This window comes from Micromonospora sp. NPDC005174, from assembly GCF_040608495.1.
Taxonomy (GTDB): domain Bacteria; phylum Actinomycetota; class Actinomycetes; order Mycobacteriales; family Micromonosporaceae; genus Micromonospora.
Window position 1 is genome coordinate 50,106 of the sequence record NZ_JBEXIJ010000007.1, and the last position, 20,249, is coordinate 70,354.

The 20,249-nt window shown below is 71.8% G+C and carries 20 protein-coding genes; 9 read left to right on the top strand and 11 right to left on the bottom strand.

Annotated features, from left to right (window positions below; translation table 11 throughout):
- Window position 1 precedes the first annotated feature (1 nt).
- From ABZU91_RS10605 to ABZU91_RS10615, 3 genes are read right to left on the bottom strand one after another with little or no spacing between them, the layout of a single operon-like run.
- Window positions 2-886 (bottom strand): ABC transporter permease, encoded by an 885-nt coding sequence (locus ABZU91_RS10605; protein WP_355237127.1) that lies wholly within the window; start codon window positions 884-886, stop codon window positions 2-4.
- Window positions 876-1,655 (bottom strand): ABC transporter ATP-binding protein, encoded by a 780-nt coding sequence (locus ABZU91_RS10610; RefSeq protein ID WP_355237130.1) that lies wholly within the window; start codon window positions 1,653-1,655, stop codon window positions 876-878. Before ABZU91_RS10610 ends, ABZU91_RS10605 begins: the two co-directional genes overlap by 11 nt.
- Window positions 1,652-2,716, bottom strand: coding sequence for an ABC transporter substrate-binding protein (locus ABZU91_RS10615; protein ID WP_355237133.1), 1,065 nt, complete (start codon window positions 2,714-2,716; stop codon window positions 1,652-1,654). The genes ABZU91_RS10610 and ABZU91_RS10615 overlap by 4 nt, the downstream gene beginning before the upstream one ends.
- A gap of 309 nt (window positions 2,717-3,025) precedes the next feature.
- Between ABZU91_RS10615 and ABZU91_RS10620 the strand changes: the two genes are divergently transcribed.
- The 3 genes from ABZU91_RS10620 to nudC all read left to right on the top strand — a co-directional run bounded on the left by ABZU91_RS10620 (window position 3,026) and on the right by nudC (window position 6,709).
- Window positions 3,026-4,336: a pitrilysin family protein gene (locus ABZU91_RS10620; protein ID WP_355237136.1), complete on the top strand. Its 1,311-nt coding sequence runs from the start codon at window positions 3,026-3,028 to the stop codon at window positions 4,334-4,336.
- Window positions 4,333-5,676, top strand: a complete 1,344-nt coding sequence (locus tag ABZU91_RS10625) for a pitrilysin family protein (RefSeq protein WP_355237139.1) — start codon at window positions 4,333-4,335, stop codon at window positions 5,674-5,676. Before ABZU91_RS10620 ends, ABZU91_RS10625 begins: the two co-directional genes overlap by 4 nt.
- A gap of 73 nt (window positions 5,677-5,749) precedes the next feature.
- On the top strand, window positions 5,750-6,709 hold the full coding sequence (gene nudC, locus ABZU91_RS10630; RefSeq protein ID WP_355237142.1) for an NAD(+) diphosphatase: 960 nt from the start codon (window positions 5,750-5,752) through the stop codon (window positions 6,707-6,709).
- A 126-nt stretch (window positions 6,710-6,835) separates the two neighbouring features.
- On the opposite strand, the gene ABZU91_RS10635 is transcribed toward nudC, so the two are convergent.
- The 3 genes from ABZU91_RS10635 to ABZU91_RS10645 all read right to left on the bottom strand — a co-directional run bounded on the left by ABZU91_RS10635 (window position 6,836) and on the right by ABZU91_RS10645 (window position 8,617).
- On the bottom strand, window positions 6,836-7,111 hold the full coding sequence (locus ABZU91_RS10635) for a hypothetical protein (protein WP_355237145.1): 276 nt from the start codon (window positions 7,109-7,111) through the stop codon (window positions 6,836-6,838).
- 211 nt (window positions 7,112-7,322) lie between these two features.
- A complete protein-coding gene (locus tag ABZU91_RS10640) occupies window positions 7,323-7,562 on the bottom strand; it encodes a DUF397 domain-containing protein (RefSeq protein WP_355237147.1) in 240 nt (79 codons plus the stop codon).
- A gap of 74 nt (window positions 7,563-7,636) precedes the next feature.
- Entirely contained in the window at window positions 7,637-8,617 is a 981-nt protein-coding gene (locus tag ABZU91_RS10645) for a helix-turn-helix transcriptional regulator (RefSeq protein ID WP_355237149.1), read from the bottom strand.
- A 216-nt stretch (window positions 8,618-8,833) separates the two neighbouring features.
- On the opposite strand from ABZU91_RS10645, the gene ABZU91_RS10650 reads away from it, so the two are divergent.
- A complete protein-coding gene (locus ABZU91_RS10650) occupies window positions 8,834-10,123 on the top strand; it encodes an MFS transporter (RefSeq protein ID WP_355237152.1) in 1,290 nt (429 codons plus the stop codon).
- A 63-nt stretch (window positions 10,124-10,186) separates the two neighbouring features.
- On the opposite strand, the gene ABZU91_RS10655 is transcribed toward ABZU91_RS10650, so the two are convergent.
- Entirely contained in the window at window positions 10,187-10,429 is a 243-nt protein-coding gene (locus tag ABZU91_RS10655; RefSeq protein ID WP_355050572.1) for a mycoredoxin, read from the bottom strand.
- A gap of 93 nt (window positions 10,430-10,522) precedes the next feature.
- On the opposite strand from ABZU91_RS10655, the gene ABZU91_RS10660 reads away from it, so the two are divergent.
- The 3 genes from ABZU91_RS10660 to ABZU91_RS10670 all read left to right on the top strand — a co-directional run bounded on the left by ABZU91_RS10660 (window position 10,523) and on the right by ABZU91_RS10670 (window position 13,557).
- Complete coding sequence (locus ABZU91_RS10660) at window positions 10,523-12,688, top strand: ATP-dependent DNA helicase UvrD2 (protein ID WP_355237155.1); 2,166 nt, start codon at window positions 10,523-10,525, stop codon at window positions 12,686-12,688.
- Between the two features lie 122 nt (window positions 12,689-12,810).
- A complete protein-coding gene (locus ABZU91_RS10665; RefSeq protein WP_355237158.1) occupies window positions 12,811-13,062 on the top strand; it encodes a hypothetical protein in 252 nt (83 codons plus the stop codon).
- A gap of 129 nt (window positions 13,063-13,191) precedes the next feature.
- Window positions 13,192-13,557 (top strand): WhiB family transcriptional regulator, encoded by a 366-nt coding sequence (locus ABZU91_RS10670; RefSeq protein WP_139582271.1) that lies wholly within the window; start codon window positions 13,192-13,194, stop codon window positions 13,555-13,557.
- A 293-nt stretch (window positions 13,558-13,850) separates the two neighbouring features.
- Here ABZU91_RS10670 and ABZU91_RS10675 read toward each other — a convergent pair whose 3' ends face one another.
- The 3 genes from ABZU91_RS10675 to ABZU91_RS10685 form a co-directional block, all read right to left on the bottom strand.
- The gene (locus tag ABZU91_RS10675; RefSeq protein WP_355237162.1) at window positions 13,851-15,197 is read right to left on the bottom strand and encodes an AarF/ABC1/UbiB kinase family protein; all 1,347 of its coding nucleotides are present in this window, start codon (window positions 15,195-15,197) and stop codon (window positions 13,851-13,853) included.
- On the bottom strand, window positions 15,194-16,306 hold the full coding sequence (locus ABZU91_RS10680) for a hypothetical protein (RefSeq protein WP_355237165.1): 1,113 nt from the start codon (window positions 16,304-16,306) through the stop codon (window positions 15,194-15,196). The genes ABZU91_RS10675 and ABZU91_RS10680 overlap by 4 nt, the downstream gene beginning before the upstream one ends.
- A gap of 208 nt (window positions 16,307-16,514) precedes the next feature.
- Window positions 16,515-16,682 (bottom strand): DUF5679 domain-containing protein, encoded by a 168-nt coding sequence (locus ABZU91_RS10685; RefSeq protein ID WP_007464795.1) that lies wholly within the window; start codon window positions 16,680-16,682, stop codon window positions 16,515-16,517.
- A gap of 526 nt (window positions 16,683-17,208) precedes the next feature.
- Between ABZU91_RS10685 and ABZU91_RS10690 the strand changes: the two genes are divergently transcribed.
- Together ABZU91_RS10690 and ABZU91_RS10695 are read left to right on the top strand one after the other, a co-directional pair.
- Window positions 17,209-17,739: a M48 family metallopeptidase gene (locus ABZU91_RS10690; protein ID WP_355237168.1), complete on the top strand. Its 531-nt coding sequence runs from the start codon at window positions 17,209-17,211 to the stop codon at window positions 17,737-17,739.
- 255 nt (window positions 17,740-17,994) lie between these two features.
- Window positions 17,995-18,603, top strand: a complete 609-nt coding sequence (locus ABZU91_RS10695; RefSeq protein WP_355237171.1) for a hypothetical protein — start codon at window positions 17,995-17,997, stop codon at window positions 18,601-18,603.
- Window positions 18,604-18,891: 288 nt separating this feature from the next.
- Here ABZU91_RS10695 and ABZU91_RS10700 read toward each other — a convergent pair whose 3' ends face one another.
- A complete protein-coding gene (locus ABZU91_RS10700; RefSeq protein ID WP_355237174.1) occupies window positions 18,892-20,208 on the bottom strand; it encodes a zinc-dependent metalloprotease in 1,317 nt (438 codons plus the stop codon).
- Between the last annotated feature and the right edge of the window lie 41 nt (window positions 20,209-20,249).

A 20,249-nucleotide genomic window follows, 5' to 3' on the forward strand; every position in this document is an offset into this window, starting at 1 on the left:
CTCACTGACCAGCCTGGTCCAGTACGCCCCAACGACGGCGGATCGCCTTGTCCGCCGCGCCGAACGCGGCGTCGACGACCAGACCGACGACCAGAATCACGATCATGGTGGAGAGCAGCCACGGCGCGTCGGACAGCTCGCGGGAGTAGGTGAGCTGCGCGCCGAGCGAGGTCTGCGAGATGCCGACCACGAGCAGCTCGCCGGCCATCAGACTGCGCCAGGAGAACGCCCAGCCCTGCTTGAGGCCCGCGACGATCGCCGGCAGCGCGGCTGGTGCGATCACGTACCGGTAGAGGTTGAGCCCGCGAGCGCCCAGGTTGCGACCGGCGCGCAGCAGCAGTGGTGGCACGTAGTCCACGCCGGAGATCACGCCGTTCGCGATCGACGGCGCCGCGCCGAGCACCACCACGAAGAAGATCGCCTTCTCGCTCAGTTCGAACAGCAGGATGGCCAGCGGGAACCAGGCGATCGACGGCATGGTCTGCAACGCGGTGATCATCGAGCCGATGGCGGCGCGCAGCACCGTGGACCGGGCCACCGCGAGACCCAGGAGCAGGCCGACGGCGACCGAGAAGACGTACCCGAGGGCCGCTCGGCGCAGCGTCGTGACCAGACCCTCCCAGAGCTGCGGACCCTGGGCCTGGGTGAGCAGCTCGCGGCCGACGACCAGCGGGCCCGGCAGGGAGTACGGCGGCTTCCAGCCCGACCAGACCACCACCTGCCAGGCGAGGATGGCGATGGCCAGCGCGGCGAGCTTGGGCCAGGTGGCGGCCCAGAGCCGGGTGCCCCGGGAGACCTCCTTCTCCCGGCCGGCGATCTCCAGCGCGTCCAGTCCGGTGATCTCCGCATCGCTACGCGCGGTGCTGGTGAGGGTGTCACTGGCCATGGCGGCCCACCTCCGTACGCAGTCGTTCGGTGACCTCGGCGGCGATGGCGGCGACCTCGGGAGAGTCGATCCGTCGTGGACGAGGGATGTCCACCTCGGCGGAGTAGATGATCCGGCCGGGGCGACTGGAGAGCAGGATGATGCGGTCGGCCAGCCGGGCGGCCTCACGGACGTTGTGCGTGACGAACAGGACCGAGAGTCGGCGCTCGGACCAGATCCGTTCCAGCTCGTCGTGCAGGATGTCGCGGGTCATGGCGTCCAGGGCGCCGAACGGCTCGTCCATCAGCAGCACCGGCGTGTCCAGGGCCAGGGTGCGGGCCAGCGCGACCCGCTGGCGCATCCCGCCGGACAGTTCGTGCGGACGCTTGCGGCCGAACTCGGCCAGGTGCACCGTGCGCAGCAGTTCGGCCACCCGGTCGCGGCGCTCGGCGCGGGGAAGGCCGCGCAACTTGAGGGGCACCTCCACGTTGGCCTCGACGGTCAGCCAGGGGAACAGCGCCGGCTCCTGGAACATCAGCCCCGGGCTGGCGCCACCGGCGATGCCGATCTCGCCGCCGCTGGGACGGTCCAGGCCGGCCACCAGGTTGAGCAGCGTGCTCTTGCCGCAGCCGGACGCGCCGACGAGGCAGACGAACTCGCCCGGCGCCACGTCGAGGGAGACCCCGTCCAGGGCCAGTACGGCGTTCGCGCCGCGTCCGTACACCTTGGTCACGCCGGAGAGCGCGACCGAGGTGGTCGCGCTCTGCGGCGTCGTCGTGGTCGACGTCATGGCTGGGTGACCTCGGGCTTGCCGGCCGCCTTGAGCGACTTGTTGAGGTAGGTCAGGTCGTACAGGCCCTTGAGGTCGACGGGCTCGGTGAGCTTGACCTCGACGGCGTGGTCGAGTCCGGCCTTGAGGGACGTGGCGATCGGGTCGTTGGTGAACTCCAACGTCGGCCACGCCTGCTTGATCAGCTTGAGGTCGAGCGGCTTGCCGGTGATCTTGCCGATCGCGTCGGAAATGGCCTGCTGGGCCTCGTCCGGCTTGCTGTTGACGAACTCGTTCGCGGCGACCTGGCCGTCGACCAGCTTTTGCACCACGTCCGGGTGCGCCTTGAGGAACTTGGTGCTGACCAGCAGGTTGGTGATGACGAACTTCTTGTCCGGCCACAGGTCCCGCTCGTCAACGAGCACCTTGCCGCCGGCGTTGACAAGCCGGGACACGAACGGCTCGGGTACCCAGGCGGCGTCGATCGCGCCGCTGCTGAACGTCTCCACCGTCTGGGCGTTCTCCTGCGGCACGATCTTCACGTCGCCGCCGCCCTCCTTGGTGGTGGTCAGCCCCTGCTGCTTGAGCCAGTAGCGGACGGCCACGTCCTGCGTGTTACCGAGCTGCGGGGTGGCGACCTTCTTGCCCTTGAGGTCCTGCGGCCCGTTGATGCCGGGCTTGACGACCAGCGCCACGCCTCCGGAGGCGGCGCCGGAGACCACCCGGACGGCCTCGCCCTTGGACTTCGAGAACGCGTTGACGGTGGGGTTCGGGCCGATGTAGGTCGCGTCCAGCGCTCCGGAGAAGACGGCCTCGATGGCGGCCGGGCCGGCGTTGAAGGTCTTCGGTTCCAGCTTGACGTCGGCGCCGAGCTTCTCGGCGAAGATGCCCTTCTCCACGCCGACGACGGCCGGCGCGTGGGTGATGTTGGGGAAGTAGCCGAGCCGCAGGGTCACCGGGCCGGAGCCGCCCCCCGCGCCCTCGCTGTCGTCGCCACACGCGGCGGTGCTGCCCAGGGTCGCCGCGCCGAGGGCGGCGAGGGTGGTCAGGGTGACCAACCGGCGCAGGGGGAGCCGTCTCATCGTCCATCCAATCCGCAGTATTCCTACTTACTTGGTAGGAAGACTGGGCCAGGCCTCCGTCAGCGTCAAGGCCCATCCACATGCCGGGAAGGGGCGTCTCAGTTATGTCGGCATTTCCTACCGTCTTGATGGGTCAAGTCCGCCGACTCGGCCGGCCCGGACTGCCCCTTCGCGGCCGAGTGGTGCTCATCGTCCCCAGCGGGCGCGACCCGTCGACGCGGTGACGACCGCTGCGATTCGCCAGACCGGTGACGGCGGCTCCGCCGAGGTCGGCGGTGGCGAACGGGCCGACACGCTAGGGTCGATCCCGTGGCGGCGCGGAGATCCAGAATTCCAGCGACGAAGTATCCGGTCGAGCGGTTCACCCTCGACAACGGCCTGCGGGTGGTCCTCACCCCCGATCGCAGTGCCCCGGTGATCGGGGTGGCGGTGGTCTACGACGTCGGCATCCGATCCGAACCCCAGGGGCGTACGGGTTTCGCGCATCTCTTCGAGCACCTGATGTTCCAGGGCTCGGAAAATCTGGAGAAGCTGGCCCACTTCCGCCACGTGCAGGGTGCCGGTGGCACCTTCAACGGCTCGACCCACCTGGACTACACCGAGTACTTCGAGACGCTGCCGAGCAACGCGCTGGAGCGCGCTCTGTTCCTCGAGGCGGACCGGATGCGGGCACCCCGCCTGACCGAGGAGAACCTGCGCAACCAGGTCGACGTGGTCAAGGAGGAGATCCGGGTCAACGTGCTCAGCCGGCCGTACGGTGGCTTCCCCTGGTTGACCCTGCCGCCGGTCATGTTCGACACGTTCCCGAACGCCCACGACGGCTATGGCTCGTTCGACGATCTGGAGTCGGCCACCGTCGCCGACGCCGCCGACTTCTTCCGTCGCTACTACGCCAGCGGCAACGCGGTCCTGGCCGTCAGCGGTGACATCGACGTGGCCGAGGCGACCGAGCTGGTGAACCGGCACTTCGGCGACGTGCCGGCCCGGCCCGCGCCACAGCGGCCCGACTTCACCGAGCCCGACCTGACCGCCGAGCGGCGCAGCTCGTACACGGACGCCCTGGCACCGTTGCCGGCGGTGGCCGGCGCGTGGCGGGTGCCCGACCCGATCGGCGACTTCGCCGGCTACCTGCCGTACGTGGTGCTGGCCGAGGTGCTCACCGACGGCGAAGCGTCCCGACTGGTCGAACGCCTGGTGCAGCGCGACCGCACGGTGACCAGCCTGGGTGGCTACCTCGGCTTCATGGGCGACCCGTTCGACGTGCGTGACCCGACGGCGTTGCTGTTGCAGGCACATCTGCCGCCCGGCGGCGACGTGGACAAGGTGCTGCGCACCGTCGACGAGGAACTGGACCGGCTGGCGACCGACGGGCTGACGGACGGTGAGCTGGCCCGCACCCAGGCGCGGATGGCCACCCACCTGCTCCGCGACACCGACGCGGTGCTCGGCCGGGCGCTGCGGATGGCCGTCCTGGAGCAGCAACGCGGCGAGCCGGGCCTGCTCAACGACCTGCCCCGACTGGTCGGCGACGTCACCGAGGAACAGGTCCGCGCCGCTGCGGCCACCCTGCGCCCGGAGCGCCGGGCGATGGTCGAGGTCATCCCCGGAGGTACCCGATGACGACCACCGCCACCGCCGGGCCGCGTACGCTGCCCGCGCTCGGCCCCACCCGCAAGCTCAAGGTGCCCAAGCAGGCCGAGCGCACACTGCGCAACGGGCTGACCGTGATCGCCGTACGCCGGCCCGCCGTGCCCCTGGTGGAGCTGCGGCTCTGGGTGCCGTTCGGCCGCGCCCACCTGGCGCGCGCCGCGATGCTCTCGCAGACCATGCTCTCCGGCACCGAGTCGATGACCAGCGTGCAGCTCGCCGCCGAGTTGCAGAAGGTGGGCGGCGGGCTCTCCGCGGGCGTCGATCCGGACCGACTGATGATCTCCGGCGCGGGCCTGGTCACCGGCCTGGACCGGATGTTGGAGCTGCTGGCCGAGGTGTTGACCGGTGCCAGCTACCCCGGCGACGAGGTGGCCGCCGAACGGGACCGGCTGATCGACCGGATCCAGGTCGCGCAGAGTCAGCCGTCGCACCTGGCCCGGGAAGCGTTGTTGAAGAGGATCTACGGGCGGCACCCGTACGCCACGCAGACCCCGGAGCCGGGCCAGCTCCGCGGCGTACGCCCGGCGGCACTGCGCAGCCTGCACGCCGAGCGCGTGCACCCCGCCGGTGCACAGCTGGTGGTGGTCGGGGACGTGCAGCCGGAGAAGGCCCTGGACGCGGTCGAACGGGCGCTCGCCGGGTGGACCGGGGCCGGGCGTACGGCCAACCTGCCGGCCACCCCGCCACTTGAGCCGGGGCCGCTGCTGCTTGTCGACCGGCCCGGCTCGGTGCAGTCCTCGCTGCGGGTCGCGCTGCCCGCCGTGCCGCGCACCGACCCCGACCACGCGGCGCTGCAACTGGCCAACCTGATCTTCGGCGGCTACTTCTCGTCCCGCTGGGTGGAGAACATCCGCGAGGACAAGGGCTACACGTACGGCCCGCACTCGGTGGTCGAGCATTCGGTGGCCGGGTCGGTGCTGGTCGCCGGCGCCGAGGTGGCCACCGAGGTCACCGGTCCGGCGCTACTGGAGACCGTGTACGAGCTGGGTCGGCTGGCGTCGCTGCCGCCGAAGCTCGAGGAGTTGGAGCAGGCCCGCCAGTACGCCCTGGGCACCCTCCAGCTCGGCATGGCCACCCAGGCGGGTCTGGCCGCGCTGACCAGCGCGTACGCCGGGAACGGCCTGCGTCTGGAGTTCCTCGCGGAGTACGCGGCCCGACTGGCGAAGGCGACCGTCGACGATGTGGCGCGGGTTGCCGCCCACTACCTCGCGCCCGCCCGGGCGGCGGTGGTCGTCCTCGGCGACGCCGAGCGGGTCACCCCGGGGCTGGCCGCGCTGATGCCGGTCCACACCGAGCCGGTGCAGCCGTGAGGCGGGACGGTCACGGCACGTCCGGCCGTGTCGCCCAGCGCCGCGGCTGGGCGGCGACCAGCGGAGCGACGACGTGAGCGGCGAGGCCGCGCCACCGCTGGCGCGTTCGACGTTGGATCGGGCCGCGCACCGGCGGGGTGACGCGCAGTGGTTGACCGAGGCATGGCTGCGCGGACGGATACTGCTGCTCGACTCGACCGATGACGGGCGGACGCTCGCGCGTACCGACGTGTCGCCCCCGACGCTGGTGCTGTTCGACGCCGCCGACGTGCCGGCCGGCGCCGAGTCGACCGCGATGTTCCTCGGTGTCGAGCCGGACGGGGTGCCGGTGTTCGCGCTCGACACGCCGCTGCCGGCGGTGTCGGGCACCCGAGCGGTCAACCTGCGGGAGGTGGGCCACCTGCTCGGCGACCGGGAGGCCGGCATCTTCACCACCGCCCTCGCGCTGCTGAACTGGCATACCCGGCACGGCTACTCGTCGGCGACCGGCGCGCCGACGGTGATGGACGAGGCCGGCTGGTCGCGGGTGGATCGCAATGGCGGCCGGATCTGGCCGCGCACCGACCCGGCGATGATCGTGCTGGTGCACGACGGCGTCGACGGCCCCGACGGCCGCTGCCTGCTTGGCAACAACGCCGGCTGGCCGGGGACCCCGGGCGGGCGGCGCTACTCCTGCCTGGCGGGCTACGTCGAGCCGGGGGAGTCGGCGGAGGCCGCCGTGCTGCGCGAGGTCCGCGAGGAGGTGGGCATCGGGGTCGAGCGGATCGGGTACGTCGGCAGCCAGGCCTGGCCGTTCCCGGGTTCGCTGATGCTGGGCTTCCTGGCCACCGCCGATCCGGCGGACCCGGTGCGGGTCGATCCGTCCGAGATCGCGTACGCCCGGTGGTTCACGCGGGACGAGATCGGGGCGGCGTGCGCGGGGCGGACGGTGGACGTGGGGGACGGCGCCCGGCTGATCCTGCCGCCGCCGTCGTCGATCGCGTTGTTCCTCGTCCACCGTTGGCTGGACGGCTGGGTGGACGCCGGGCGTTGAGCACGGTCCCGGCCCGTGGCCGACGTTGCCGCGGCGGTCACGGGCCGGGAACACGGGCCGCCGTGGTCGGTGGGAGCGAATGACGCGGCGGGGGAGCCGAGCCGACCACGACGGACGTCTGGTGGGTCAGGTACCGGTCCGGCCGGGTCTGCGCCGGAAGGCGGGCCGCACTTCGCTGAGCGGAAGGACCTTGACCCGTTGCTTGCCTGCTCGTACCGCGCCGACTGTGGACAGGGCCCGGGCCAGCAGTAACGCGGCGTCCCGGTCCTCGGCGTGGACGGTCTGCCGGCGCGGCTCGGGTGTGGTCGTCTCGTCGCGGAGGCGATGGCCGTCCGCCCAGGCGGCGGCGATGTCCCCGTCGGCGACGGTGCGGATGTCGGTGCGAACGATCAGGAACCGCATAAGGGTCTCCGGATGAACCGCGACGGATGAGCCAGTGTGGAAGTTCCACGTTTCGTGGGTCATGTTACGCCCCGTGTTCATCCCAGCAAGTGAAACGCGCCTATTGGTTTCGAGCCTCGTCCGATCGGCGGATGCCTGGTCAGCGGGGTCGCCGACGGATACGACGGCGGGGCCGCCGGCATTGTGCCGACGGCCCCGCCTCAGTGGAGGATCAGTTCAGATCGAACTGGCCCGTCTTCGCTCCAGCGATGAAACCGAGCCAACCGGCCCGGTTGAACAGCAGCACCGGGCCGCCCCGGTCCTTGCTGTCGCGCAGCGCGACCGCCGACGGGCCGCTGCCCAGCGGTGCGACCTCCACGCAGTTGGAGGTCTGGCTGCGTGTGCTGGTACGCCACGGGGCGTCCGCCAGCGAACTGGCGGAGACGGACGGCGTGTGGTGGATGTCGTTCATGGCTCTGCTCCTGGTGTGAACCGATCCAATGGGACGAGTGGTGCCGCACGTCCCGACGGATGGTCCCCCGTGGATCACCGGTCCGTCAGCCGCCCCGAATCACGGCGGCGTTGGGTCGGCGCCGTTGCCGGCCCGAACGCCACTGTGGATGCGGGGCCCGCCCCGGTCAGCCGTCCCGTCGCCTCGATCAGCCAGGAGAGGGTGTCCGAGGCGTTCAGTGCCGCCGTGCATAGCCACTCGAACACTACTTTATAGCGATTTAGCGTGATTGACTCGGTCGACATGACGTCGGTGAACCCCCCTTCGATGGCCAATGTCTCCGGATCGAGTGGATCGGCGAACCGATAGAGGGAGAAGGCGGTCGGCGGAAGGTACCAATCGCCGACCTGCGTGTCCCGCGGAAGCACGTGCAGCGTCACGTTCGGCAGCAGGGCCAGCTCGCACAGCTGGTGCAGCTGCTCGTGCAGCACCTCGGGCGGGCCGGCCCGACGGCCCAGAGCCGCCTCCTCCAGCACGGCCGTGTAGCTCGGCGCGTGCGGCTCGCGCGTCAGCAGGGTCTGACGAGCCAACCGCGCCCGTACCTCGGTCTCCAGCTCGTCCGCCGGCTCGGGCTCGCCGGCGCCCTCGCCCACCCGGCGGGCCGAGAGGAGGCGGACCCGCGCGTACCCGGCGGTCTGTAGCAGGCCCGGCACCAGCACCGGGTTGTACTCGGAGATCTCCGCGCAGCCCGCCTCCAACTCGGCCCAGCTGCGCTGCTGCTGCGTCATCACCGGAAAGTTCTTCAACCAGCCGCGCATGTCGCCGGCCTCACCGGCGATCCCGAGCAACTCCTCGCGCGCCGCGGCGTCGGCGCCGTAGAGGTCCAGCAGGACGCCGACGTCCTGCGGGTCCGGTCTGCTGCGGCCGTTCTCCAGGCGTGACAGTTTGGACGCGGACGCCCAACCGATCCGTTCGATGACCTGGTCGCCGGTGAGGCCCGCGGTCTCGCGCAGGCTGCGCAGTTCGATGCCCAACCGTCGACGACGCATGATTGGGCTGGGTGCGGCAGGAGGCACAGTGTCCTCTTTCCCGTCGTCCGCCGCAGACGCGACGGTAACTGTATGAAATTCGCCCCCCACGGTCAGTATGGACGGCGCGACCGGTGTCGGAGGTTCCGGCGGGGGCGTGTCTTACCAAAAATGGACCACGGGTACGCCGGACGATGACGGACCCGCGGTCCCAGCCCCGTCGACCGCGCCCAGCCGGGCACGCCACCCTGCCGGAGGGACCCCATGCGCACCGTCCTGCGCCGACCCGACTTCCGCCTGCTGTTCGGCGGCCTGCTGGCCAGCATGACCGCCGAGTCGATCCTGCTGCTCGCGCTCGCCATCTGGGTCAAGGACCTGACCGGCTCCAACGGGCTCGCCGGCGGCATCATCTTCGCCGTCGTCGCTCCGATGACGACGGCGCCACTGGTCGGTTGGTTCGTCGACCGGTACCCGCGCCGGCCCTTCTTCGTGGCCGCGAACGTCGTCACCGCGCTGCTGCTCGTGCCGCTGTTCACCGTCCGCGACGCGAACGACGTCTGGCTCGTCTATCTGGTCGCCGCCCTGTACGGGCTGTCGTCCATCACGCTCGGCGCGGCGCTCAGCGGACTAATCCGGCAACTGGTGCCCGTGGACCTGCTGGCCGAGGCCAACGGCGTGCTGCAGACCGTACGCCAGGGGTTGCGGTTGATCGGCCCTCTGGCCGGCGCGGCGCTCTACGCGGCGCTCGGTGGATGGGCGCTGGCCAGCATCGGCATGGTCGGCTTCGTGACCGCCGCCGCGGTGGTGACCGCGGTGCCGAGCCCGGCGCAGTCGCCGCCCACCGTACGGCTGCGCTGGCCCGCCGAGCTGGGCGCGGGCCTGCGGCATCTGACCGGTGAGCCGGCGCTGCGCCGGGCCCTCGTCGGCTACGGGCTCGGGTCGCTGGTGATGGGCTTCAGCGAGTCGTTGATCTTCGCGTACGTCGACCAGGGGTTGGACCGGGACGCCGCGTTCGTGGGCGTACTCGTGATGGTGCAGGGCGTCGGCGGCCTGTGCGGGGGGCTCTGCTCACCGGCCCTGGTCCGCCGGCTCGGCGAGGTCGGCACGCTGGCCGCCGGGGTGGCGTTCTTCGCGCCGGCCGCGCTCGCGCTCGCGTATCCCGAACTGCCGCTCGGGTTCGCGGCGGTGCTGCTGGCCGGCATCTCGCTGCCCCTGACGATGGTGGGTCTGCACACGCTGATCCAGCGGCGCACCCCACCCGACCTGGTCGGACGGGTGGCGGCGGCCACCCAGGCGCTGGTCAGCGGACCGCAGGCGCTCTCCATCGGCGCGGGCGCCCTCCTGGTCGGCGTCCTGGACTACCGGGCCCTGTTCGTGCTGGTCGGGGTGGCCACGCTGGCCGCCGGTGCCTACCTCTGGCGGGGCCGGCACCTGAGCGCGCCGTCCGGGGCGCCGACGTCGACGCCGCCGGCCCTGCCGGGGCCGCGCCGCCCGCTCGACGCCGGCATCGACGGGTCGGTGACCACGGCCACCCGGCGGCCGTTCCGGCGGTGACGGATGTCGGGAACGACGAACGGCCGCCCCGGAGGGCGGCCGTTCGAGTGTCGTACCGGGCGGTCAGGCGCCCAGCGTGGCCAGGTGCTGCTTGACCTGCGTGATCGAGGGGTTGGTCAGGGCGCTGCCGTCGTCGAAACGCAGCGTCGGCACCGTCTGGTTGCCGCCGTTGACGCTCATCACGAAGTCCGCGGCCTTCGGGTCCTGCTCGATGTCGACCACCTCATACCCGATGCCTTCCCGGTCGAGCTGCGACTTCAGCCGGTGGCAGTAGCCGCACCAGGGAGTGGAATACATCGTCAGCATGATCTGATCCTCCAGCTGCTCCGGCCACCGGCTTGCCGATCAAGCCGAGGCTGTCCGCTACAACGCCCGGGGGAGCTGAGATGATTCCTGGTTGTGGGGGTTCACTCAGCGTCGGAAGGCGTACTCGCCGGGCTGGACCCGGAGCAGCGCTCCGCGGTGACCGCACCCGCCGGCCCGGTCTGCATCCTGGCCGGGGCCGGCACCGGCAAGACCCGCGCGATCACCTCCAGGATCGCCCACCGGGCGCTCACCGGTGAGATCTCGCCCCGGCACGTGCTCGCGGTCACCTTCACCGCCCGCGCCGCCGCCGAGATGCGACACCGTCTCACGCTGCTCGGGGCGCACGGTGTCCAGGCGCGGACCTTCCACGCCGCCGCACTGCGCCAGGTGCGCTACTTCGCCCCCCGCCTGCTGGCCGGCCGAGCCATGCCCGAGCTGCTGGACAGCAAGGTGCGGCTGGTCACTCTCGCCGCCGCCCGGGTCGGTCTGCGTACCGACCGGGCTGCCGCACGGGACCTGGCCGGCGAGATCGAGTGGGCCAAGTCGTCGCTCGTCGAACCGGGCGACTACGTCGTGGCGGCGGCCCGCGCGCTGCGTGACACGCCACACGAGCCGGCGAAGGTCGCCGATGTGTTCACCGCGTACGAGCAGCTCAAACGCTCCAACGGGGTGATCGACTTCGAGGACATGCTGCGGGCCGCGGTGTGGGGCATCGAGGAGCACCCGGACGTCGCCGAGCAGGTCCGTGGCCAGTACCGGCACTTCGTGGTCGACGAGTACCAGGACGTCAACCCGCTCCAGCAGCGGCTGCTGGACGCCTGGCTGGGCGGCCGCGCCGACCTGACGGTGGTCGGTGACGCCAGCCAGACCATCTACTCGTTCACCGGGGCGACGTCGGCGTACCTGGTCGACTTCCCGCGCCAGCACCGGAACGCCACGGTGGTCCGGCTGGTCCGGGACTACCGCTCCACCCCGCAGATCGTCGGGCTCGCCAACGCCGTGATCTCCCAGGCTCGCGGCACCGAGGCGCGGCTGCGACTGGAGTTGAGCGGACAGCGTCCTCCGGGGCCGGAACCCGACCTGCGGATCTTCACCGACGAGCCGGCCGAGGCGAACGCGGTGGCCGCGCGCTGCCGGACGCTGATCGACGGGGGAACGCCGGCGAAGGAGATCGCCGTGCTGTTCCGGACCAACGCGCAGTCCGAGGCGTACGAGAAGGCGCTGACCGAGGCCGCCGTGCCGTACGTCGTCCAGGGCGCCGAGCGCTTCTTCGAGCGCACCGAGGTTCGCCAGGCGATGGTCGCCCTGCGCTCCGCCACCCGATCCATCCCGGGGGAGACGCCGCTGCCCGCCGCCGTCGTCGAGGCGCTCACCGCCGTCGGCTGGGCGCCGGACACGCCCCCGGCGGGCGGCGCCGCCCGCGAGCGCTGGGAGGCGCTGGCCGCGCTGGTCCAGCTCGCCGAGGAGTACGCGGCCACGCCCGAGGTGGTGCCGATCGGTGCGGCCGCCTCGGTGGAGCGCGCGGTCACCCTCACCGACTTCACCGAGGAGCTGGCACGCCGGGCCGCCCAGCAGCACGTGCCGACGGTGGACGGGGTCACGCTGGCATCGCTGCACTCGGCCAAGGGGCTGGAGTGGGACGCCGTCTTCCTGGTCGGCCTCGCCGAGGGCACCCTGCCCACCACGTACGCCAAGACGGTCGAGCACGTGGAGGAGGAGCGCCGGCTGCTCTACGTCGGGATCACCCGGGCCCGGCAGTGGCTCTGGCTGTCGTACGCCGCCGCGCGCTCGCCGGGCGGGCGGGCCCGACGGCCCTCGCGGTTCCTGCCCCAGCTCGACCGCTCCGGAGGCACCGAGCGGGCCGGTGCCTCCGCCGGTCCCGCACCCCGTCCCGAGCGGCGTCGGACGCAGATCGTGTCCTGCCGGATCTGCGGCGCCACCCTGCTCGCCGGCCCGGACCGGAAGCTCGGTCGCTGCCCCACCTGCCCGTCCGACATCGACGACGAGCTGCACGAACGCCTGCGCGAGTGGCGGCAGCGGGTGGCCGGCGCGCAGAAGGTCCCGGCGTACGTGGTGTTCACCGATGCCACGTTGACCGCGTTGGCCGAGCGGCGGCCCGGCCGGCCGGAGGAGTTGATCGCCATCGCCGGCATCGGCCCTCGCAAACTGGGCCTCTACGGCGAGTCGGTACTGGCGCTCGTGGGGGGCGCGGGGGTGGACGACGTCTGCCCGGAGAAAACTTTCGAAATCTCGTCGTAAATTCGTTTGCCCTCGCGCCCAGGCGAGGAATAGCCTCAGAACACACCACGCGAGCGGCGCCATTCCGGCTGCTCACGGGGGTTGGTCCAGTCGATTCGAGGAACGTGAGGGAGGTGGCCACCGTGGAGATCTTCACCTATGAGCGTCTGACGGCGATGCCGTCTGTCCACGCTCCGCTGTCGGCTGTCCGGGTGGCCCTTGCGGCCGCACGACCGTCGGTTCCGCAGGTGCACCAGGTTCAGGCCGAGCTGAACCTGACCGTTGCGCCGAATGCCGGAGTCGAGGGGACCAGTGGCATCACGGGCATGGGCATCGATGGCGCGAAGAAGCGCACGGATGTCCGCGGCGTTCCACCTCGAGGTAGACCGGTCTGAATCTCAGACACCGGCTCACCTCGAGGCCGCGGAACCCGTTACCGGGATCCGCGGCCTCAGTTTTTTGCCCCGCCGAAGTACGTCGGAATGCGATCCACGAGATCGAAGTGAGAGAGAGGTGACCGGGAGATGAGTCTGGCGTTGGCCCCCCTCGATGTGAGCGTCGAGCTGGAGGCGAACCTGCCCTGCCGGAAGTTCGACCCCGACCTGTGGTTCTCCGACTCGCCTGCCGAGCTCGAGTTGGCCAAGTCGCTCTGCGGGGACTGCCCGCTGCGCGTCGAGTGCCTGGCCGGAGCGGTGGAGCGAGCGGAGCCGTGGGGCGTCTGGGGCGGCGAGATCTTCGAGCGTGGCGCGGTCGTTCCGCGCAAGCGGCCCCGTGGCCGTCCGCGCAAGGAGGACGTCGCTCGTGACGCCGCGCTCCGGGTCGAGGCCGAGGCGCGCCTGGCGGCCAGTGGGCTGTCCGAGGTGCGTGGCGCGGTCCGGCTGGCAGCCTGACATGTTCCCGACCCGTTCCAACTACGCCGGTGACACACCGGCAGTGAGTGAGAAAACGATGTTGAACGTTCCGAGTGGAGCCTTCGAGATGCAACTACTCCACGAAGCGTTGACCAGGGCTCGAATGCGCCGGCCTCAGGCCGGTCGTACCACCACGAGCACTGAGGCAACCCGATCCGCCCGTACCGTCGCCATGAACAGCCGTAACCAGTCGGCGCGCGACCTGGGCATTCTCTAGTACCACCCCACGCAGAAGGGCGGGTGCCGACCGGCACCCGCCCTTCCTCACGTCCTCAGGCGACCGGCGCGAAGCCCGGCAGCCAGCGTTCCAGGATGCTCCGGTACGGGGCCTTGGCCTCCAACTGGCAGAGCACCCCGATCGAACCGAGCGTCACCCGGTGGATGAGCAGGTACGACGGTGGCAGGTTGAGCTGTCGGCTCAACTGGTAGGTGGGGGAGCGGGGGCTGGCCAGCCGTGCCGCCTCGGCCCGCAGCCAGGCCCGGCTGAACCGGAACCCGTCGGCGGCGATGGGCTCCAGCATCGGGCGGAGGAAATCGAGGACTCCCTCGGCGTCGATCTCGTCGGTGGCGCCGATGAACCCCTCGTCCCGGAGCCCTGCCACCACCCCGTCCGCGTCGCCGCGCAGAGCCCGCCCGGCGATGAGGCCGATCGGCTCCGGTGTGCCCTCCGGCATCCGGGCCACCGCGCCGAAGTCGATCACGCCGAGCCGGCCGTCGGGCAGGAGCCGGAAGTTTCCCGGGTGCGGGTCGGCGTGCAGCAGACCGGCCCGCTGGGGTGCGGAGAGGTGCAACGTCGCCATGAGCCGGCCGGCCTCGTCCCGCTGCTCCTCGGTGCCCTCGCGGATGATGTCGGCCAGCGGAGTGCCCGTCACCCACTCGGTGACCAGGACCCGGGGCGACGCGGAGACGACCTCCGGAATGAAGATCTCGTCGTCGTCGGCGTACGCCACGGCGAAGGTGCGCTGCGACTCGGCCTCCAGCTCGTAGTCCAGCTCCTCGGTGATCCGCTCACGCAACTCGACGAGGAGCGGCTTGACATCGAGGCCGGGTTGGATGGCCCGGAACATCCCGCCCAGCCGGGAGAGCTGCTTGAGGTCGGCGAGCAACGCGTCACCGGCGCCCGGATATTGAATCTTGACCGCCACGTCGCGGCTGTTCGGCTCGCCCGCCGGGCCGTACCCCGGCTCCCGCCACCGCGCCCGGTGCACCTGCCCGATGCTCGCCGCCGCAGCAGGGGTGTCGTTGAACTCGACGAACCGGTCGCGCCAGTCCGGGCCGAGCTGCTCGGCCAGCACCTTGTGCACGCTCGCGGCCGGCAGCGGCGGCGCGGCCTCCTGGAGCTTGGTCAGCGCCTGCCGGTACGGCGCGGCGATCTCTTCCGGCAGGGCCGCCTCGAAGACCGACAACGCCTGGCCGAACTTCATCGCCCCACCCTTGAGCTGCCCCAACACGCTGAACAGCTGTTCGGCGGTGCGCTGTTGGATCTCTGCCGAGATGACGTCGGAGGCGAGCCCGGTGACGCGCTTACCCATGCCGAGGACGGTCCGGCCGGCGAAGCCGAGCGGCAGAGCGGCGAGCTTGGCGGTCCGGGACACGGCCCGGCGCGGGATGTCGGTCACTTCGCCATTGTTACCGACGGGAGGGCTCCGCTGCTGCTGTGCGGCCGGGCTGGTGCGGACACCCGGCTCCGTGAACACTCACACGCGGGGTGCGGCGGCCAACCCCGGCGACGAAACCGGCCCGCGCCGGAGATCTCCATGGCACCCCCGAGCGTCTCGGGTTGGCCTCCGTCGAGGTGCGCCAGGGCCTCCGCCACCGCGTACCCGATCGCCGCGAACAGGGTGCCGGTCGCACCCGCTGCCACCGGCTGCGCCGCCGCCAGTTGGGCGGCGAGCCCTGGCCAGGCCGGGTCGCGGTCCGCTCGGTGCAGCTCGACGCAGCGCAGACACGGCCCGGCGGGTGGGCGCACCAACGGTCCGATCACCGGTACGCCCTCGTGAAGGGTCACCACCAAGTGCGGTTGGCGACGCTGGGCCAGGCCGGCGGCGAGCAGCGCGGGTGGACGGTCCGCGCCGAACTGGATCACCAGATCCACCCGGGCGGCCCGGACCGGGTGGGTGCCGGTGCCTGGCGCGACGCGGTCGACCGCCGCCCGGATCGCCGGGGCCAACGGCTGACCCAACTCGGCGGCGGGAATGCCCGTCCCGACGAGGTCGATCGGTCGTACCAGGCCGCTGAGGTGCGGGATCACCTGCCCGACGCCGGCCTGGGCCAGCGCCACGGCCAGCGGGGCGCCGAGGGCTCCGGCCCCGGTGAGCAGCACCCGCGCCACCCGCCGGCGACGCAGGACCTGGGCCGGGGTGCCGGGTAGCCGGGCCGCGACCAGGGCCAACGCTCCGGCCTCGGCGGCGAGCCGGGTCCGGACGGGCCCGGTCAGGTCGCGTGGGAGCAGGGTGTGCGCCGGCACCAACAGGCCCGCCGTGCGCAGAGCGTCCAGCAGCGTACGCGCGTCGTCGGCGGGGACCTGGGCGGCGCTGGCCTCGACCAGCACGTCCCGTTCGCTGCGGCTGCCGTCCAGCAGATCGAGCAGGTGAGCGGTACGCGGATTGGTCAGCTCCACCAGCGCGGCGGGGCCGGGGCCCAGGCCGATCTGCAGCGTGTGTCGATCCCGCCAGAGCCGGCTGAGGCCGGGGAGGAGCGTGGGGCGAGGCAGCGGGGTACGACTCATGGTGACGAATCGTGACCGCTTCCCTGCGCTGGGTCGATCGTTGTCCACAGGCGCTCGGGGTCGTATCCAGCCTTGTCCACAGGTTCTGCCGGGTTATCCACAGGCCACGGCGCGTACTGTCGGCCACCCGACAAGCCCGTCTACGTTCTGGACGGCAACGGGGGCGGGACGGCCCTGTGGCCGTCCCGCCCCCGCAGATCCGAACGGGTCAGACCTTCGCCTTGCCGAGAATCCGGTTCACTGTTGTGCCGCATACCGGACATTTGCCCTTTGCCATGTTCATGCCGGTCTTCGAGACCTCCACGTGCCCCTCGAAGTCCCGCTTCTCCTTGCACTTCACGCAGTAACCGTTGTAGGTCTGGGCCTGGTCGGCCACGGTGCCCTCCTCGTCTCGTCCGCCGGTCAATACGGTTCCGGCGGAATGCCCGGCGGCGGACCACACGGGGCGCCGGCGCTGGGTCTTACTCCACGGCCACCTTCGTGACCGCTGGTTCGCGGACCCTACCCAGGTCTGGGCAGTTCCATGTCAGCTGTGCATCGTCACTGTGAGCAAGTCGACGTCGAGAGTGTGCATGGCGAATTAGGTCGGATAAGTCAGTTTGGCGGGGACACGCCGACCAAACCCTCCCAGCCACTCCTGCGGGTGCCCCCGCGGCAGCGTCGGACGCCGTGATCACCTACCGTGTCGGAGAGGGCCGTGCGACGCCGCCATCGCCGTACACGGTGGGTGACGAGATGGCGCGACGGCACTTCAGGGGTGGTCCAGTCAAGAAATTTTCGGGACGCCGGACGACCAATCACCATTTTTTGGGCGCGTGTCGTGCGGTTGACTCTTGCGGACCCCTGGTCAGTACGCATTAGCTTTCCCTCGTGACACGTAGCCGAGGCTGCGCGGGCCAGTGATGGCGGGGACGCGTAAGCCGGTCGTCGAGGTGCGGCGCAGCCAGCGTCGGCGACGTACGGTGTCTGCGTACCGTGACGGTGAGCGGGTCGTCGTCCTCATCCCGGACCAGTTCTCCCGTGCCGAGGAGAGCGAGTGGGTGGACCGCATGCTGGCGCGGCTCGCCGCCCGCGAGGGCCGACTGGCCCGCTCCGACGACGAACTCGTCGCCCGGGCCAACCGGCTGATCGACCTCTACCTCGGCGGGTACGGCGAGAGGGCGGTGCCAGCCAGCGTCCGGTGGGTCACCAACCAGAACGGCCGCTGGGGCTCCTGCACCCCCGCCGACCGCAGCATCCGCATCTCCCACCGCGTCCAGGACATGCCCGACTGGGTGATCGACTACGTGCTGCTGCACGAGTTGACCCACCTCATCGTGCCCAGCCACAACTCCCGCTTCTGGGCGGTCGTCGGCCGGTACCCCAAGTCGGAGCGCGCCCGCGGCTACCTGGAAGGCGTCGCCGCCGCATCCTGCGCCCCCGTGCCCACCTGACCCGCCCCTGGGCCCAGCCCAGCAGTGACCGACTCCATATCGCTGATGTCGGGGTGTCCTGGCGTCGGGATGCCCCGACATCGCTGATGTGGAGTCGATCATCGGGCCCGCCGGCTGACTGGCCCGTCTGGGCTTGCGCGGTGCGGCGGGTCGCGCGCGTTGGGCTCGGCGAGGCGGGCTCGGCGCGCGTTGGGCTCGGTCGGGTGGGCTCGGCGGGGTGGGCGGGGCGGTAGGTCGGGGCGTTAAGGTCGGGTCATGGCGCGGCGGGTGGTGGTGGTCATGTTCGGGCCGGTGCGGTGGTCGCCGCCGGGGATCGACCTGGCGGAGTGGCGGGCGGCGCTCGCCGAGGATGTCATCGACCTGGTCGCGACCCTCAACGAGGTGGACGTGGCCGTCGCCGTGACCCCGGCAGACCGTCCGCTGGCGGACGCGCTGGTCTGGCCCGGCACCGCCGTCCACGAGGTGCCCGAGCCGACGCCGAACGCGGTGTTCGCCACGCTCGACGGCTACGACCAGGCGGCAGTGCTCGTGGGTGACGTGCCCGACCTGCCCGCGCTGACCGTCGGCAAGCTGTTGCGCCCGCTCACCACCCGGTCGGTCGCCGTCGCCCCGGCCGAGGGCGGCGGCCCGGGTCTGCTCGGAGTGGCCGTACGGCTGCCCGTGCCGCAGTGGTTGCCCCCGCTCGACTTTGACACCGCAGTGCCGGCCGACGCCCGGGTCGGCGCCCCCCAGCCAGGGGACGTCGCCGTCACGGCCGGCTGGCGACGCCAGCGTGGCCCGGCCGACCTCGCCGCGCTGGACCCGGCCTTCGAAGGCTGGGAGGCCACCCGCTCGCTGCTGTCGGGCTCAGGCCGCCCCGCCTGATCGCCGCGCCTGATCGCCGTTCGCCTGGCCGCCGCGCTGTCGAGGCGTCGGCCGCCCCGGTGGGTTGTCGCGGGCGTGATCCACTCGGGTTCCAGGAAGGCGCGGCGTCCAGGCCGCGCGGACAACCCGCCATCCAGGAAGCCGAGTGGATTACTGAGCCGCGCCGGGCGCGTGCCCGGATCATCGAGCCGCGCCGGGCCGCCGAGCCGCGTCGGGCGTGTGCCGGACGCCCGAGCGGCGCGGGCGTGTGCCGGACGCCCGACCCGCGCGACGCCCGGCCTGGCCGCGTCAGCTCCTGGTGCCGCCGTCCGTGCCGCCGCCGTCGTTGCCGCCCTCGTCCTCGGTGTCGTCGGCCTCGCCCGGCGCCTTCTCGTGCGCGCCGCCCGGGGCCGTGAAGTCGAAGCTGTCCAGCTCGCTCAGGTCCAGGTCGTTCATGGCGAACGCGACCGGGTCGGCGAAGTCGTCGTCCGACGGGAGCAGGTCCGGGTGGCCCCAGACGGCGTCCCGGCCCTCGATGCCGCGGTGTTGGGTGAGCGCCGCCCACAGGGCCGCCGCCTCGCGCAGCCGGCGCGGGCGCAGCTCCAGGCCGACGAGCGCCGCGAAGGTCTGCTCGGCGGGGCCACCGGCGGCACGGCGGCGGCGGAACGCCTCGCCGAGCCGGACGACGTTGGGCAGCCGGTCGCTGGCGGCGCTGTCCACCACGTGGCACACCCAGCCTTCGACCAGGGCCAACGCGGTCTCCAGTCGGGCCAGCGAGGCCTTCTGAGCCGGGCTGTCCTCGGGGGTGAAGATGCCTTCCAGGGCGATCGCCTGCATCGACTCCGGGTCGGTCGGGTCGACCCGGCCCATCGCCTCCTCGATCGCCTCCCGGTTGACCCGGATGCCCGAGGCGTACATCTCCACGGCGCTGAGCACGTGCCCGCGCAGCCACGGAACGTGCTGGAAGAGCCGCTGGTGGGCGGCCTCGCGCAGCGCCACGTAGAGGCGTACCTCGTCCTCGGGGAGTTCCAGGCCCTCGCCGTACGCGCGGATGTTGGCCGGGATCAGCGCGGCCGTGCCGGCCGGGCCGAGCGGGAGGCCGATGTCACCGGCGGAGAGCACCTCCGCGGCGAGCGAGCCGAGAGCCTGACCGAGCTGACCGCCGAAGAGCGCGCCACCGAGGGTGGCCACCATCGACTGCATCGGGCCGAGCTGGGCGCGCGCCTCCGGCGGCACCAGGTCGCCCATCGCGCCGACCATCCGGCTGGCCACCGGGTCGCAGAGCTTGCGCCACACGTCGAGCGTCTTGTAAATCCACTCGTTGCGGTTCCAGGCGACCGGGGACTGGATGCCGGACGGCCACGCCGTGGCCGGCTCCAACCACAGGTCGGCCAGGCGCAACGCCTCCTCGACCGCGTGGCGCTCGTACGGCGACACGGCCGGGTCGCCGCTGGCGGCGAGCTGGCTGGCGGCCACCTGCCGGGCCAGGTCCCAGTTGACCGGCCCGCTGCCCGGCGCCGAGAGCAGGTGCTGCAACTGCGACATGAACTGCTGCATCTGCGCGGGATCGTTGGGGTCTGGTGGTTGCCCACCCGGGAGCGCGAAACCGAACGGAATATCAGGCACGACGTCTACGGTACGCGGGCCGCGCCCCAGGTAGCCGCCGC